Origin of the sequence: Achromobacter sp. JUb104 (assembly GCF_024806975.1) — a bacterium.
GTDB lineage: Bacteria > Pseudomonadota > Gammaproteobacteria > Burkholderiales > Burkholderiaceae_B > Achromobacter > Achromobacter spanius.
This window is the reverse complement of record NZ_JANUEY010000001.1, coordinates 65,659-81,161: the sequence shown is the minus strand read 5'-3', so window position 1 is coordinate 81,161 and position 15,503 is coordinate 65,659. Positions and strand designations below refer to the sequence as shown.

General features: G+C 64.8%; 12 protein-coding genes. 9 read left to right on the top strand and 3 right to left on the bottom strand.

Features of this window, described 5'->3' with window-relative positions:
• Positions 1–68 precede the first annotated feature (68 nt).
• Positions 69–701 carry an FMN-binding negative transcriptional regulator gene (locus M2361_RS00385; protein ID WP_259245707.1) on the bottom strand — a complete coding sequence of 211 codons (633 nt, stop codon included), beginning with the start codon at positions 699–701 and terminating at the stop codon, positions 69–71.
• 106 nt (positions 702–807) lie between these two features.
• Between M2361_RS00385 and M2361_RS00380 the strand changes: the two genes are divergently transcribed.
• From M2361_RS00380 to M2361_RS00345, 8 genes are all read left to right on the top strand, one after another.
• On the top strand, positions 808–2,304 hold the full coding sequence (locus tag M2361_RS00380) for a PLP-dependent aminotransferase family protein (RefSeq protein WP_259249201.1): 1,497 nt from the start codon (positions 808–810) through the stop codon (positions 2,302–2,304).
• A gap of 21 nt (positions 2,305–2,325) precedes the next feature.
• Complete coding sequence (locus M2361_RS00375) at positions 2,326–2,661, top strand: antibiotic biosynthesis monooxygenase (protein WP_259245706.1); 336 nt, start codon at positions 2,326–2,328, stop codon at positions 2,659–2,661.
• Positions 2,662–2,778: 117 nt separating this feature from the next.
• A complete protein-coding gene (locus tag M2361_RS00370) occupies positions 2,779–3,279 on the top strand; it encodes an RNA polymerase sigma factor (protein ID WP_100856905.1) in 501 nt (166 codons plus the stop codon).
• Complete coding sequence (locus M2361_RS00365; RefSeq protein WP_259245705.1) at positions 3,266–4,318, top strand: FecR family protein; 1,053 nt, start codon at positions 3,266–3,268, stop codon at positions 4,316–4,318. The genes M2361_RS00370 and M2361_RS00365 overlap by 14 nt, the downstream gene beginning before the upstream one ends.
• Positions 4,319–4,479: 161 nt before the next feature.
• Positions 4,480–6,897, top strand: a complete 2,418-nt coding sequence (locus tag M2361_RS00360; protein ID WP_259245704.1) for a TonB-dependent receptor — start codon at positions 4,480–4,482, stop codon at positions 6,895–6,897.
• Positions 6,898–7,059: 162 nt separating this feature from the next.
• Positions 7,060–7,743 (top strand): response regulator transcription factor, encoded by a 684-nt coding sequence (locus M2361_RS00355; protein WP_259245703.1) that lies wholly within the window; start codon positions 7,060–7,062, stop codon positions 7,741–7,743.
• Positions 7,653–9,614, top strand: coding sequence for an ATP-binding protein (locus M2361_RS00350; protein WP_259245702.1), 1,962 nt, complete (start codon positions 7,653–7,655; stop codon positions 9,612–9,614). Before M2361_RS00355 ends, M2361_RS00350 begins: the two co-directional genes overlap by 91 nt.
• A 142-nt stretch (positions 9,615–9,756) precedes the next feature.
• On the top strand, positions 9,757–10,032 hold the full coding sequence (locus M2361_RS00345) for a hypothetical protein (protein WP_259245701.1): 276 nt from the start codon (positions 9,757–9,759) through the stop codon (positions 10,030–10,032).
• Between the two features lie 100 nt (positions 10,033–10,132).
• Here M2361_RS00345 and M2361_RS00340 read toward each other — a convergent pair whose 3' ends face one another.
• Entirely contained in the window at positions 10,133–10,363 is a 231-nt protein-coding gene (locus M2361_RS00340; protein WP_259245700.1) for a hypothetical protein, read from the bottom strand.
• 123 nt (positions 10,364–10,486) lie between these two features.
• Entirely contained in the window at positions 10,487–11,221 is a 735-nt protein-coding gene (locus tag M2361_RS00335; RefSeq protein ID WP_259245699.1) for a PIG-L deacetylase family protein, read from the bottom strand.
• A gap of 132 nt (positions 11,222–11,353) precedes the next feature.
• On the opposite strand from M2361_RS00335, the gene M2361_RS00330 reads away from it, so the two are divergent.
• On the top strand, positions 11,354–15,481 hold the full coding sequence (locus M2361_RS00330) for a CheR family methyltransferase (protein WP_259245698.1): 4,128 nt from the start codon (positions 11,354–11,356) through the stop codon (positions 15,479–15,481).
• The last annotated feature ends 22 nt before the right edge of the window (positions 15,482–15,503 follow it).

Here is a 15,503-nt window from a genome sequence, read left to right as displayed (position 1 = left end):
CCTCCTTGAATGGGCGGTCTGATCTGGGCACAGCAGGTTCTTCCCTTGATGTCGGTAGCGTGGGCTCGCTACGGCGTTTTCTGGTCGGCACAGGCCAGCATGGCCGCGCCGATGGTGGTCTTGCCCTTGGCAACAAGCGCCTGACCCGCGGATTCAATATCACGCTTGTCCTTATTCTGGCTCAGCTTGACCTTGCCGACGACCCGAGTTATCTCCACTTGAATTCCAACGATGGCCTTCAGCATCGCATCGATATAGTCCGGCGCGCTGTCGGTCATCTTCCACGGTTTCTCCTGCGACGCCTCGTGCGTGCGCGTCAGGCGGGCGACCACGCCACGCACATAGCGTTCGTCGTCCTTGATGGTGACGCGGCCATGCACGTGCACGACCTGGTAATTCCACGTGGGCACCTGCTTGTGCTGCTCGTGCTTGCTGGGATACCAGTTCGGCGAGATGTAGGCGTCCCCGGCGCGGAACACGACCAGCACTTCGCTGCCGTCGGCGACCTCGCGCCACACCGGGTTGTTGCGTGCCACGTGGCCGTGCAAGACGGCGCGCTCGCCCACCTCAAGCTCGAAGGGGAGATGATTGGCGTCCAGGCCCTCCGGGCCATTGGTAACCAGCATCCCCAGTGGCTGGGCCCGAATCAGGCTGTAGAGAGATTCGGAATCGGGAACGGCAAAGTGTTCGGGTACGTACATGGCGGAGGGCCTCGGCAAGTCAAAGGATCGGGACAATTGCCACACAGCATGCTCCCAATCTGGCCTAGCAGTAAGATCCAGTTTGACGGTTTTTCTTTAGACCACTATTTTGCGTACTTCCAAGAGCATCGAACTGCCCGTCCTGTCTCCGCTCGACCGCAAGGCAGGCCAGCTTAGCCAGCAACTGGCGCAGCAGTTGCGGCAGTTGATCCGTGCCGGCACGCTGCGCCCGGGCGAGCCGGTGCCCGCCACCCGCCAGTTGGCCGCCGCGCTCAAGATCGCACGCGGCACCGTCGTCGAGGCCTTCGAGCAATTGGTTGCCGAGGGGTATCTGGAATCCAGGGCGGGGGGCAACACCACCGTATCCATCACGCTGACCGAGCGGAATCCAGGCCCGGCCGCAAGCAGGCCGGCAGCGGCGGACACGGCGCCTGCGCGCCCCCTGCCTGCCACGGCCGCGCGCTATGCCGGGATTGCGGCCGCCATGGTTCCGTTGCCAGCGGCGCCTTTTGCCATTTCGGTGCCCGCCGGCCTGGTGGCGCCGGATGATACCTGGCGCAAGCTTGGCAACCGCATACGCGGCACCAGCGCCGGCGGCCCCTCTGGTTACGCCGACCCGCAGGGCCTGCTTGCGCTGCGCAAGGCCATCGCTGACCACGTCCGAAAATCCCGCTCGGTGGCCTGCACGCCGGATCAGGTCATCATCACGTCCGGCACGCAGCAAGGGCTGTTTCTTGCGTGCCAGGTCTTGCTGGGGGACGGCGATCAGGCGTGGGTGGAAGACCCCGCCTACTTGGGCATCACGTCCATTCTGGAAAGCACGGGGCGCCCCGATCGCATTGTCAGGCTGCCGGTGGACGAACAGGGGCTGATGGTGGAAGAAGGCCTGCGCAAGGCGCCGAATGCGCGCGTTGCCTTCGTGACACCTTCGCATCAATATCCGCTTGGCATGCCGATGAGCATGGCTCGGCGCGAAGCCCTGTTGTCTTGGGCCGCGGCCAGAAACGCCTGGGTGGTTGAGGACGATTACGACAGCGAACTTCGCTACGCCGGGCATCCCTTCCCTGCCTTGCAGGGCCTGGATGGCCGCCGGGTGATCTACCTGGGCACCTTCAGCAAGATCCTCTTCCCTTCTCTCAGGCTGGGCTACCTGATTGCGCCATCGGACTTGGTCGCCGCGTTTTGCGGCGCCAGGATTGTGATGGACCGGCATCCTGCCACCGCAGACCAGCATGTACTGGCCGCCTTCATCTCCGAAGGCCACCTGGACCGGCATATCCGGCGCATCCGGTCGATCTACGCGGACAGCCGGTCGACGCTTGTCCAGATCCTGCAGGCCCACTTGCCCGCGCGCCTGGCCCGGGTGCAGCCAATTGAACAAGGCGTGCATCTGCTGGTCTGGCTGGACGATGGACTGGACGATATGGCCATTGCCCGCCGGGCCGCCGAACAGGGAGTCGCCGTCCGCGCCTTGTCTCCCACCTATTCGAATCGCAGCCCCGACAAGCGGCAGGGGCTGATCCTGGGCTTTGGGGGATACCCGCAAGACCAGATGATTGCCGCCGCACGCAAGCTTGCCCGGATCATTGAGCAAGGCGCGTAGACCACTTTATTGCTGACGACCATGTACACCTCGACTTTCACTTTTCTGCCTGGCGCCTACGACGATGAATTTCATGCCTTGGACAACAGCATCGCGGCCATCGCAAGGGCCATCCCCGGCTACCTGGGCGAGGAAGCCTGGGAAAATCCCGCGACTGGCGCGGTCTCGAACGTCTATTACTGGAGCACGATGGAAGCGCTTCAGACGCTGATGCAACACAAAGACCACCTTAAGGCGAAGCGGCAGCAAAGCCGTTGGCTGCGTGGCTATCAGGTGGTGATTGCCAAGGTTGTCACCTTCCATGGCGACGGGCGCATGGAACATCCCTTGAATCAAACGAGCATCCCGATGACCTAGCCGTCAAGCCTTGAGCGTGCACGTTGTTCGTGAGCGCCATGCCGACCGGGGATCGCCGAAAGACGCAAATGCATATTAGAATCAATAACTTTTTGTTATTTGTCCAAGCGCTTCCTCATGTCCCACCCTCCCAAGGCCAGGAAAGACTGGCTCGCCCATTACGCGGAGATGATCGGCAAATGGCGCGGGCGGGGGCACGAGGATGGCGAAGACGCCATGCACGACACCGTGCTTGGCATGCTGGAAGGCGACGTCGCGGCTATCTATGACCCGCGCGCGTACCTGTCCCGTGGCACCTCCAACCGCCTGGTCAGCCGGCATCGGCACGTCAACACGCTGGACATCACGTCGCTGGATGACGTGCCCGGCGGCGACCATCCCGCCACGCCTCCGGCCGACGACGGCGTCCGGTTCCAGCAACTGGCCGACGAACTGACCCGTGCGTTGGAAGACCTGCCGCCCAAGTGCCGGCAGGTTTATCTGTGGTGCCGTCTGGAAGGATGGACGCACACCGAGATAGCCCAGGAAATGGGCATCTCGCGCAGCATGGTGGAAAAATACATGACTCGCTCCGTGCGTCACATCAACGATCGGCTGCAACACCATGCCCCTCTCTGACTCCCGCTCCCCTGCCTCGCGCCCGCCCGACATGCGCGCGCTTGTGCATGAAGACCCGCACGGCGATGACGTGCTGGAGCATCCGAGCGACGCGGCGCAGTGGTTCTCGCGCATGCATTCCGGCGAGACCACGGAAACCGATCGGCAGGCGTTCGCCGCCTGGTGCAGCGCCAACCCGGCGCACGAACATGAATACCAAAAGCTGACCGCCCAATGGGACGCCGTGCTGTCCCTGCCTGAAGCGCGGCTGCGCGGCCTGATGCAAGCCACGCAGGTTGCGCCCCCACCGCCCGCGCTATCGCGGCGGCGCTTCGGCTTGAGGATGGTGGCGGCCTGTGCGCTGCCCGTTGCGGCGGGCCTGCTGGCCGCGCCCTACCTCTTCGACCGCGGCGAAAAGCGGCTGAACTACGCCACCCGCAAGGGCGAACGGCGGCAGGTCACCTTGCCCGACGGATCCATCCTGCACCTGAACGGCGACACCCGCCTGGCCGCCCGCTTCGGCGCCAACGAACGCCGGGTGGAACTGGCGCAGGGCGAGGCCTTCTTTGAAGTGCAACACGACACGTCCCGGCCTTTCGTGGTGGAGGGCGGCGTGGGGCAGGTCACCGTGACAGGCACGCGCTTCAACGTGCGGCGCGACAGCGAAAGCTTGCAGGTCAGCGTCGAATCCGGTTCGGTGCGGCTGGAATCCGGACCCTGGTGGCGCCACAGCGAACACCGCCTGGGCGCGGGCCAACAGGCTATTGCCTACGCGGGCAGTCCGCTAGGCGAGGTCACGCAGGTCAACGTCGACAACCTGACCGCCTGGCAGCGCGGCAAGATCATCTTCAACAATGTGCCGCTGGCCACGGTCATCAACGAGATGAACCGCTACCTGATGCAGCCCGCCAGCCTGGACGCGCCCGCGCTTGGGCCCTACCGCATCTCGGGCGTATTCAGCGTGGACGACCCGCTGGCCATGATCGATGCCCTGCCCGCCATTGCACCGGTGTCGCTGGACCGCTTGCCGGACGGCCGGGTCCGCGTTTTGGCGCGCTGACGATTTGTAACAACTCTATTACAAAATAATAGCGATTCCCATTCCGGTTTCAAGCCTGCTCGTGCGTCTAGAGAGGAAGGGGCGGATTCATCCACGCCGCCCGCCTACCTCCTTTAGAACCGGTACGCCTGGTTGGCGTGCCTCTCACCGAGCTACTGATCTTGAATACCGTCTCTGCCCGACCTGCTCTGCGTGTCCCGCCGCGTGTGGTTCTCAGCGCGCTTGCCTTTTCACTGTCGCTTGTCTTCGGCATGGCGCCCGCCGTCCAGGCCCAGGAAGCGCCCGTCAGCGTCAACATTCCCGCGCAGCCCTTGGGCGATGCGCTGTTGCAGTTGGGTTCGCAGACGTCCTTGCAGATCTTTTATTCGCAGGACGTGCTGGCTGGCCAGAATGCGCGCGCCATCTCGGGCAATCTGTCGCCTGAAGAGGCGCTGCGTCAACTGCTGCAAGGCACGGGCATCCAGTACACGCGCAATGGCAATAACGTGACCTTGTCGCGCACCGAGCCCGTAGGCGGCACGGTGCAACTGGAAGCCGTGACGGTCACCGCCGGCATTCTGGGCGAACTTGCCCCGCCCTACACGGGCGGGCAGCTTGCCACGGGCGGCAGCCTGGGCCTGCTGGGTTCCGAAGACGTGATGGACTCGCCGTTCAGCACGGTCAACTACACCTCTGAATTGCTGTATGACCAGCAGGCCCGCACGCTGGCCGACGTGGTGGTCAACGACGCCTCGGTCCGCACGCTGACGTCGGCCGGTGGCTTTGGGGAAGACTTCCAGATTCGCGGCTTTGCCGTGGGCAGCGGCGACGTCAGCGTGAACGGCCTGTATGGCCTGGTGTCGTCCAGCCGCGTGCCGGTGCAGATCCTGGAGCGGGTGGAAGTACTGAAAGGCCCCGGCGCCTTCATGCGCGGCATTCCGCCCAACGGCAGCATCGGCGGCGCCATCAACGTGGTGACCAAGCGCGCCGACGACGAACCGCTGGCGCGCGCCACGCTGGGCTATGCCAGCAAGGCCAACTTCACCGGCCAGCTTGACCTGGGCCGCCGCTTTGGCGAAGACAATGCCTGGGGCCTGCGCTTCAATGGCGTCAAGCGCGGCGGTGAGTCCACGTTGAAGGACGGCACGCAGGGCCTGGACATGGGCGCCTTGGGTATCGACTATCGCGGCGCGCGCCTGCGCTGGTCGGCCGACGCCATTCACCAGGAAGACGTGATCGAGAACTTCCGCTCGCAGATCGGCTGGCAGCCCAACGTGACGGAACTGCCCTCGCCGCCGGATGGCGATATCAACTTCTACCCGGGCACCCGCTTGTCGCAACGCGACAGCACCATCATGTCGCGCCTGGAATATGACTTCACCGACAACCTCACCGGCCACATCGCGGCGGGCTATCGCGACGGCAAGGTGCGGCAGATCTTCCCGGTGACCGTCAGCCCGTCCGGCGTGCGCCAGTCGGTGGACGAGGACGGCAACTTCAACGTCATGACGACGTACTACGACTCGTATTCGAAGACGAGCAGCGGCGATGCCGGCTTGACGGCCCGCTTCAGCACCGGCGGCATCAAGCACCGCCTGGCACTGGGCGCCACCTACCTGAAGCAGGAGGCGGGCAACGCCTATTCGACCGGGTCGGCCATTGTGGCCTCCAATATTTATGACCCGGTCGATATCCCCGACGGCCCCGCCGTGCGCCTCACCCCGCAAAAGGCGTCGGACACCACGCTGACCAGCTTCGCCATTGTCGACACGCTGTCGTTCATCGACGATCGCATCCTGCTGACGGCGGGCGTTCGCCACCAACGGGTTGAAGTCGATAGCTTCAACACCACCACGGGCGCGCGCACCAGCGGCTACCGTTCCAGCGCCAACTCGCCCGTCGGCGGCATCGTGGTCAAGCCGCTGCATAACGTGTCGATCTACGCCAACCTGGCCCAAGGCCTGACGCGCGGCACGATCGTGGGCGACACCTACGAAAACCGGGGCGCCGTGCTGGCGCCGTACAAGTCCAAGCAATACGAAACCGGCGTCAAGGTGGATTGGGATGGCAACATCACCACCACGCTTGCGCTCTTTCAGATTGCGCGCCCGGCTGGCCAGGCCGACGACAACAACGTCTACGGCTACTTTGGTGAACAGCGCAACCGTGGCCTGGAACTGACGGGCTACGGCGAAGTCGTCCCCGGCCTGCGCCTGATGGCAAGCGCGGCCTTCATCAACAGCGAACTCACCAAGACCCCGGGCGGCGTCAGCCAGGGCAACCGACCCGCCGGCGTGCCGGCCAGCACCTACAACCTGGGCCTGGATTGGGACACGCCGTGGGTGCAGGGTCTGAGCCTGAACGGCCGCGCCATCCGCACCTCGTCCGTCTACCTCAACAACACCAATACGCTGCGCCTGCCGGGCTACACCCGCTTTGACCTGGGCGCCCGCTACGCCACCACCATCGCCGGCAAGGACGTCGTGTTCCGCGCTAACGTCGAGAACGTGGCGGACAAGAAGTACTGGCTGGCATCCGGCTCGTTCGTGACGAACGCGGCGGGACGGACGTATATGTTGTCGGCCTCGATCAATTACTGATCTGGGCGCCGCGCGGTAAGCGAACTACGGAAGCGAACCACGGAAGGCAAGCGCGGAAGGGAAATACAAGGGCAGGAATACCCAGTTCAAGGGATAGCCGGACACACACCGAGCCATCACAATCTAGAATCGGGCGATTCTGCCTTCTTCCCCTTCCCGTCTATGTCCGCCACTCCGCTTGCCCCCGAACTCACGCTGCCCGCCCCCGTGCTGCTGGTGGAGGACGAACCGCTGGTCTGCCGGCGGATCGAAGGCCTGTTGCTGCAACTGGGCTATCAGCCCGACGCGCTGATCTTCGCGGGCTCCCTGGCCGAAGCGCGCGCCTGCCTGGCCAGCCAGCCCGTTGCGCTGGCGCTGGTGGACCTGGGCTTGCCCGACGGCAGCGGCATCGACCTGATTGCCGAGATGCACGCCGCCGACCCCGGCCTGGCCATCCTGGTCATCTCGGCCTGGTGTACCGAAGACGCGATTCTGGCGGCCTTGCGCGCCGGCGCCACGGGCTATGTGCTGAAAGAACGGGACGACATGGAAGTGGCGCTGTCGTTACGCAGTGTGCTGCGGGGCGGTGCGCCGATTGACCCGTTCGTGGCACGGCGCATCATCGACGAGTTGCGGCCCCGGCCAACAGAGCAGACCGGCACGGCAAGCGGTGAGATACTAAGCCCCCGCGAAAGCCAGATCCTGCGTCTGGTGGCTGAAGGTTTGGCCAACCGCGAAATCGCCGAACAACTGTTCCTGTCGCGCTACACCGTTGAATGCCATATCAAGCACATCTACCGCAAGCTGGCCGTTTCCTCGCGCACGCGGGCGGTACACGCCGCGCGCTCGCGTGGCTTGCTGGACTGAGGTGGTTGCTTGCCTGCTGGCTGGCGCTGTGCTCGGCGCCTGCCTTGGCCGAGGACGCAAGCGGGGCGACGGCGCCCGCGGCGTGCGCGGTGCAGGTGATGTCCATCACGGCGGCGCGGGCCGCCGCCGACGGCAGCCGGCCTGAATCCCCCGACTGGGCGCCGGTGACGCTGCCCGACGACTGGAACAAGCGCTGGCCCGGCTACAGCGGATCCGTCTGGTATCGCATCGACTGGCAGCGGCCCTGCCCCGGCCCGGTGGGGTTGACCTTGGAATCCGTGGTCATGGCCGGTGAAGTGTTCGTCAATAACGACCTGATCTGGAGCGACCCGCAACTGACCGAACCGCTGACGCGCAGTTGGAACATGCCGCGCACCTGGCGCCTGCCCGAGGCCATCGTGCACGACGGCGTGAACACGCTGTGGGTGCGGGTGGTGGGCGTTGCGCAACAGACACCCGGGCTGGGCATCGTGCGCCTGGGCACCCCGCAAGCGATGCAGGCCAGACAGGAAGAAATCTGGTGGCTCAACCGCTCGCTGTACACCGTGAACCTGGTGGTGTCCGCCGTGCTGGGCGGCTTGTTCTTCTGCATCTGGGTGGTGCGGCGTGAACAGACCACCTATGGCTGGTATGCCCTGATGTCGCTGTTCTGGGTGCTGTTCATCAGCAATGTGCTGCTGACCAACCCCTGGCCGCTGCCCAACACCTTGTCGTTGGCGCGCGCCAACGCCATGGCGTTGGTGCTGTACGTGGCCTGCTTCTGCCTGTTCACCTGGCGCTTTGGCAAACAATCGCTGCCGCGCACCGAGCGCGCGCTATGGATACTGAGCGCCGCGCTGCTGGCCATGCTGGCCTTCGCGCCAGACAGCGCGCTGGCCACCGTGCAAGCGATCGGCGTGCTGACCCCCGCCGCCATTTTCATCATCAACTGCCTGCAATTCCCGGTACACGCCTGGCGCACACGCCGCCCGGAACACCTGATGCTGGCCGCCTGCCTGGTGATTTTTTGCGTGGTCATGGTGCACGACCTGCTGGTGATGATGAAGCTCATCTCGTCCGGCCAGACCTATACGGCGTACACCAGCGTGGTGGTCACGCTGTGCATGTCCGCCATCCTGGGCTTGCGCCATGCGCGCAACGTGCGGCAGATAGAACGCTTCAACCAGGAATTGGCCGACGGCATCTTTCAGGCGCGCAGCGAACTGGCCACCACGCTGGAACGCGAACACACCCTGGCGGTGGCCAATACCCGCCTGCACGAGCGCTTGCAGATTGCGCACGATCTGCATGACGGGCTGGGCGGCTCGCTGGTGCGGATGATGGCCATGGTGGAACAGGGCGACAAGCCCTTGCAGGGCCAGCAGTTTCTGTCCATGTTGAAGCTGCTGCGCGATGACTTGCGCCAGACCATCGACAGCGGATCCAGCAGCGGCGTCACCGTGCCCGCGACCCCGCTGGAATGGGCCGCGCCGCTGCGTCATCGCTTCGTGCAGGTGTTCGACGAATTGGGCCTGGATTCCCACTGGCAGTTTCCGCCGCAATGGCGCACGCCGCCCTCTTCTCTTGAATGCCTGGCGCTGACCCGCCTGCTGGAAGAAGCGTTGACCAATGTGGTCAAGCACAGCCGCGCGCGCCGCGTGCAGGTGCAACTGCTGCTGCCCGACGCTGACCGCCTGGAACTGCGTGTTGAAGACGACGGTGCGGGGTTTGATGTGGCGGCGGTACGGCAAGCCGGCGTCAGCGTGGGCATGCGCAGCATGCATGCCCGCATCGCTCGGGTGCATGGCAGCTTGGACATTGTGTCCGAGCCCGGCCGCACCGTGCTAAGCGCCGTGCTGCCGTTGCGCACGGCCACGGCGCAACTGGCTTAGGTTTGCTCGGCGGCGGTGCGGAATCCGAACAATGCGCCGAATGCTCGTGGCCCTGATTCGCCCTGAATCAGGCATGGCAGTTGCTGCAAGGCGGACGAAGCCGCGTATGTCGCGCGGCGCCAACCGACAAGGGTCGCCCATCATGAACGAATCCAAGCCCGCCCCCGCCCCGAATCCGCCGCCCTCCCCGCACGTGGACCGCGCCGAGGTCGGCGCCACCGGCCAGCCCGTGGCGGATGGCCCGCCGCAAGGGGACGTGAACCCCGACCCAGCCACGAATTCCGGTTATCCGGCCGGCGGTGAGCAGGCGCCGGAAGGCAGGGACGCTTTCGGGAGGACAGAAAAGCAGGTGAAAGAGCAAGTGAACGAGCCCGCCAAAGGCCTGCCCCAGAACCCGGCAGGCAAGCCTGGCGCCTAGGCCCTGCCGCAGAGCGCTCAAGCCGCCAGCTCCGGTTCCAGTTGGACATACAACCAGCCGGGCTGGCGGATAGCGAACGCCTTCAACGCGTCAACGGCTTTCACTTTTTGCTCTTCGAGGTGCCGGATCGGTTGTCGACCGGCGGGGCGTCCGGCGTGGACCGGCCCGGATCCCACACGTCTTCCGGGTCCATGCCGGGCGGAAACTGCCGACCCGCGCCGGCGCGATTGGGGTCCGCCGGGCGGCCGGCCAGTGTGCGCTCATCCTTCGGCACCGGTTTGTGCGCGGCGTCGGCGGGGTCATCCTGGTGTGAATGCGGTTTGGTGCTCATCATGGACTCCTTGCGGACGATGGCGGGCGCGAGGGTCGCGCCACATGTCCGAACACGCAGCAAACCCTGTGCCTGGTCGGCGGACGACAACGATCGCGCGTGCGGATGGCCGGTGCGCTGTGCCTACGCGTAATCGCCTTTGTCGCCAAGCCGCCAATAGCGCTCCGGCTGGAACAGATCAGCGGGCATGCCGTTGAACCCCCTGAGCTGCGAGGCATAGGCGGCAATAGCGTCAGCCTTGTCCCCGACATCGCCGGCAAAGCCGGCGGGCGTAAGCATCAGGCCGCGCGCCTGCAGTTGCACCAGGCGCTGTTGGACCACGCCCGGTTGCGCGCGATGGGGCGCGTCCTCGTACAAGAACCAGGGCACGTCCGGCGAAGCTTCCCGTATCAGCAACGCCGCGTCGCTGACGCGGATGTGGTCACCGTGGAACACCCCCAAAGGAATCGCTACCGCGCCGTGAGCCAGGTCGTGCAAGGTGGCCAGCAGGCACTCGGTCAGCCTGGGCATGGCGGCGTCGGGACATTCCAGGTATTGGCAGTCCAGCAAGCCTAGCGACCGGCCTTTGCAGCCGATAGCGGCAAGCGCGTGGCGGTTCTCCTCGACGCGCTCGCGCATGGCGGCTGCCGCATCGGCGAAGCCGCAGGCGCGATCCCATTTCGTCAGCATGCCGGGATTGTCGGGCAGGCCGGTGTACACGGTCACGACAGTGCTTCCCGGGCAGCGGGACAACACGCTGCCGCAACTGAATACCGCGTCGTCCAGGTGCGGCGAAACGACCATCAGGGGCAAGTGCTGGCTTAACGGGCAGGATGCGGGGCGGGACACGGCACGTCGGGATTCAAAAATTTCTGCCATGGAATCAAGAATATTCAGGCTGGACCAAGACGCCTTCCAGCAAGTCACATACCCGGAACGCGCAACCCTCCCGGCACGCTTTTTCCGGCTGTATCATCCTAGGCAACGCAGCCTATCGCCCAGCCGAATCCCATGTCCAACACTCCCTTCGTGCCCGACAACAAACCGGGCGTCGCCATCAGTGATTTGCACTTTCCCGTTGTGGGGCTGGGTGCCTCGGCGGGAGGCATCGAAGCGTTGCGGGATTTCTTTTCCCATACCTCCAGCAACCCGATGATGGCGTTCGTGGTCATCGTGCATTTATCGCCCGACCACGAAAGCGTGCTGGACAGGATCCTGCAAGCCGCGACCGGCATGCCGGTGGTGCAGGTAACGCACCCGCAGCGCATCCAGTGCAACCACGTTTATGTCATTCCGCCCGCCTCGGTGCTGGCCATGAATGACGGCTATTTAAGCGTCAAGCCGGCGCAACCGTCGCAGGGCAGTCGTGTTGCCATCGACGAGTTCTTCCGCACGCTGGCCGATGTACACACCACCCGGGCGGTCGGCATCGTGCTGACGGGCGGCGGGTCGGACGGGTCGCTGGGGCTGGCGCGCATCAAGGAGCAAGGCGGCGTCACGTTCGCCCAGCAGCCCGACGACGCCGAGCACGACGCCATGCCGCGCAGCGCCATCGCCACGGGCATGGTCGACATCATCCTGCCGATAGCGGCCATGCCCGAGCGGCTCAAGCAGATTGCCGACAATATGTCGGCGATGCACGTGCCGCGCCTGGCGAAGAACAACGCGGAAGCGGCGGGTGCATCCACCCAGGGCGCGGATCCCGACAAAGAAGACCGCATCGCGCTACGCGACATCCTCACCGTGCTGCGCGCCCGCACGGCGCATGACTTTCGCCACTACAAGACCGCGACGGTCTTGCGGCGCATCGAACGCCGCATGCAGGTGACGGGAGTGTCTACCCTGAGGGCGTATTGGCAACTGCTGCAAGACCGGGCAGAGGAAACGCCCCTGCTGCTGTCCGACATGCTGATCGGCGTGACGCAGTTCTTTCGCGACAAGGACGCCTTCTCGTCGCTGGAGAATTTTGCCCTGGGCAAGCTGTTCGAGCGGCATCAGAAGAACCCCGGCAGCCCCCTGCGCGCCTGGGTGGCGGGCTGCTCCACGGGCGAAGAGGCTTATTCGCTGGCCGTGCTGCTGAGCGCTCGCGCCGACGCGCTGAAGGTAAACCAGAAAATCCAGGTGTTTGCCACGGATATCGACGAAGCGGCGCTGGCCGTGGGCCGCGCCGGCAGCTACCCCACGGCGATCGAAACCGATGTGCCGAAGCCCCTGCTGGAAGGCTATTTCTCGCGGCAAGACAACGAATACCGCATCAAGAAGGAAGTGCGCGAGCGCGTGCTGTTCGCCGTCCACAACATCTTGCGCGACCCGCCCTTTTCGAAGCTGGACCTGGTCAGTTGCCGCAACCTGTTGATCTACCTGGATCGTGACGTACAGCAAGACGTGCTGAAGATGTTCCACTTTGCCCTCAAGCCGGGCGGCTACCTGTTCCTGGGCAGTTCGGAATCTGCCGACGCCTGCCCGCGCCTGTTCCAGGTGGTGGACAAGCGCAATCGCATCTACGTGGCCAAGGAAACGCCCACCCAGCTTCGCAATGTGCCCGCGTTGCCGGCCGCCCATGCCTTTGAACGCCCCAGCGCCGCCCCGGCCGCTATGGCGCGCAACCGCCATAACAAGATTTCGTACGCCGAGGTCCATCAGCGCGCGCTGGAAATGTACGCGCCGCCCAGCGTCATCGTGGACGCGGAAAGCGACATCGTGCACATGTCCGAACGCGCGGGCCGGTTCCTGCGCCACGCGGGCGGCGAACCCTCGCGCAACCTGCCGTCGCTGGTCCACCCCGAGCTGCGCATGGAATTGCGCACCGCGATGTTCCAGGCGCTGCATACCCGCAAGAGCGTCGAGGCGCGCCGCGTGAAGATGAAGATCGGCGAGCGCCAGACCTACGTCAACATGGTGGTGCGGCCGTTTCGCCACGAGGAAACGTCCAACGACTATATGTTGGTGCTGTTCGACGAAGTGGAAGACGTGATGAGCCCCGAAGGCGTGGCGCCCACCGTGGGCGCCTCGGCTGTAATGACGCAATTGGAAGCCGAGCTGCAAGGCACGAAGGACCAGTTGCAAACGACCATCGAGCAGTCGCAAACGTCCACCGAAGAACTGAAGGCGTCCAACGAAGAGTTGCAGGCCATCAATGAAGAGCTGCGCTCGGCCACGGAAGAGCTGGAAACGGGCAAGGAAGAATTGCAGTCGGTGAATGAAGAACTGATCACCGTGAATGCCGAGCTCAAGGCCAAGGTGGACGAAACGGCCAAGATCAATGACGACCTGCAAAACCTGATTGCGTCCACCGACATCGCCACGCTGTTTGTCGACCGCAAGATGCACATCCAATGGTTCACGCCGCGCGCGGCCGACGTGTTCAACGTCATTACCAGCGACGCGGGCCGGTCCTTGCTGGACATCACGCACCGGCTTGATTACCCCGACCTGGCGCGCGACGCGGCCGGCGTGTTTGAATCGCTGCGCGCCGTGGAACGCGAGGTGCGTAGCGATGCCGACCGCTGGTACCTGGCGCGGCTTCTGCCCTACCGTAGCGCCGAGCACCGCATCGAAGGCGCGGTGCTGACCTTCATCGACATCACCGACCGGCGCAAGGCGGAAGACCGCGTCCGCCTGGGCGAAGCGCACCTGAAGCTGATGACCGAAAGCGCGCGCGACTTCGGCATCCTGACGCTGGACCACGATGGCGTGATCACCAACTGGAACATCGGCGCCGAGACCATGTTCGGCTATACCCGCGCCGAAGCGGTCGGCAAGTCGTTCTCCATCATATTTACCGACGCCGACATCCAGGCGGGCCGGCCGCAGCTGGAACTGGAACGCGCCAGGCAGATCGGCTATGCCCCCGACGAGCGCTGGCATCGGCGCAAGGACGGCGGCCTGATCTTCTGCACGGGCGGCGTCAACCGCATGGACGACCCGACCATACGCGGGTTCGCGAAGATCGTGCGCGACGTCACCGACCTGAAGCTGCGCGACGCGGAACAAGAGTCACGCCTGGACCGCGCCCGCGCCGACAACGTGCTGAAAGACGAGTTCTTCGCCATGGTGTCGCACGAACTGAAGCACCCGCTCAACCTGATCCAACTGAATGCCGAACTGCTGGCGCGCACCCCGGCCGTGCGCAATTCGCCGGCCGCCGCGCGCTCGGCCGACCTGATCCAACGGTCCGTCAAAGGCCAGGCGCGCATCATCGACGACCTGTTGGATCTGTCGCGCGTGCGTACCGGGAAACTGGCGTTGAACCAGTCGATTTTTGACGTCACCGCCATCACCACGAATATTCTTGACGTGCTGCGCCCCGTGGCCAGCGCGGCCGGCCTGACGCTGCACAGCGAGTTTGACGCCAACCAGGCCATCCACCTGAACGCCGACCCGCTGCGGGTTGAACAGATCATCTGGAACCTGCTGAACAACGGCATCAAGTTCACGCCGCCCGGCGGCTCGGTCACGCTGAAGCTGGCGGTGGAAGACTCGCGCATGCGGCTGGATGTGATTGACACCGGCCATGGCATCGACCCCTCGTTCCTGGGCAAGGTGTTCGACATGTTCAGCCAGGCGGACGTGCGCCAGCGCAACCTGGCCAGCCCCGGCCTGGGCATCGGCCTGGCGGTTGCAAGCGAACTGGTCAAGGCCCACGGCGGCACCATCCAAGCCCATTCCGATGGCCAGGGCCACGGCGCCCGCTTCACCGTGCGCATGGCCTTGGCGCACGCGCAACAGGAGGAACAGCAGTTGGCGCTGCCCGGCGACAGCCCGTTGAAGGGCATGAAGGTGCTGATCGTCGACGACTCGGAAGACATTCTTCACATCATGCGCGAGCTGCTCGACATGGAAGAGGCCTGCGTCACCGCGGTGGGCAGCGGGCGGGAAGCGCTGGATGCGCTTGATAATTCCGCGTTCGATCTGCTGCTGTCCGATATCGGCATGCCCGGCATGGATGGCTATGCGCTGATTCGCGCCGTGCGCGAAAAGTATCCCGACCTGGCCATGCCCGCCATCGCGCTGACCGGCTTCGGGTCGAAGGACGACATGAACCAGGCGCTACAGGCCGGCTACACCGCGCACATCAGCAAGCCGGTGTCGCTGGACAATCTGCTGGATATCGTGCGGCGGCTGCGCGAACAGGCTTGAGGGTCAGGCGGGGTGACGGCGC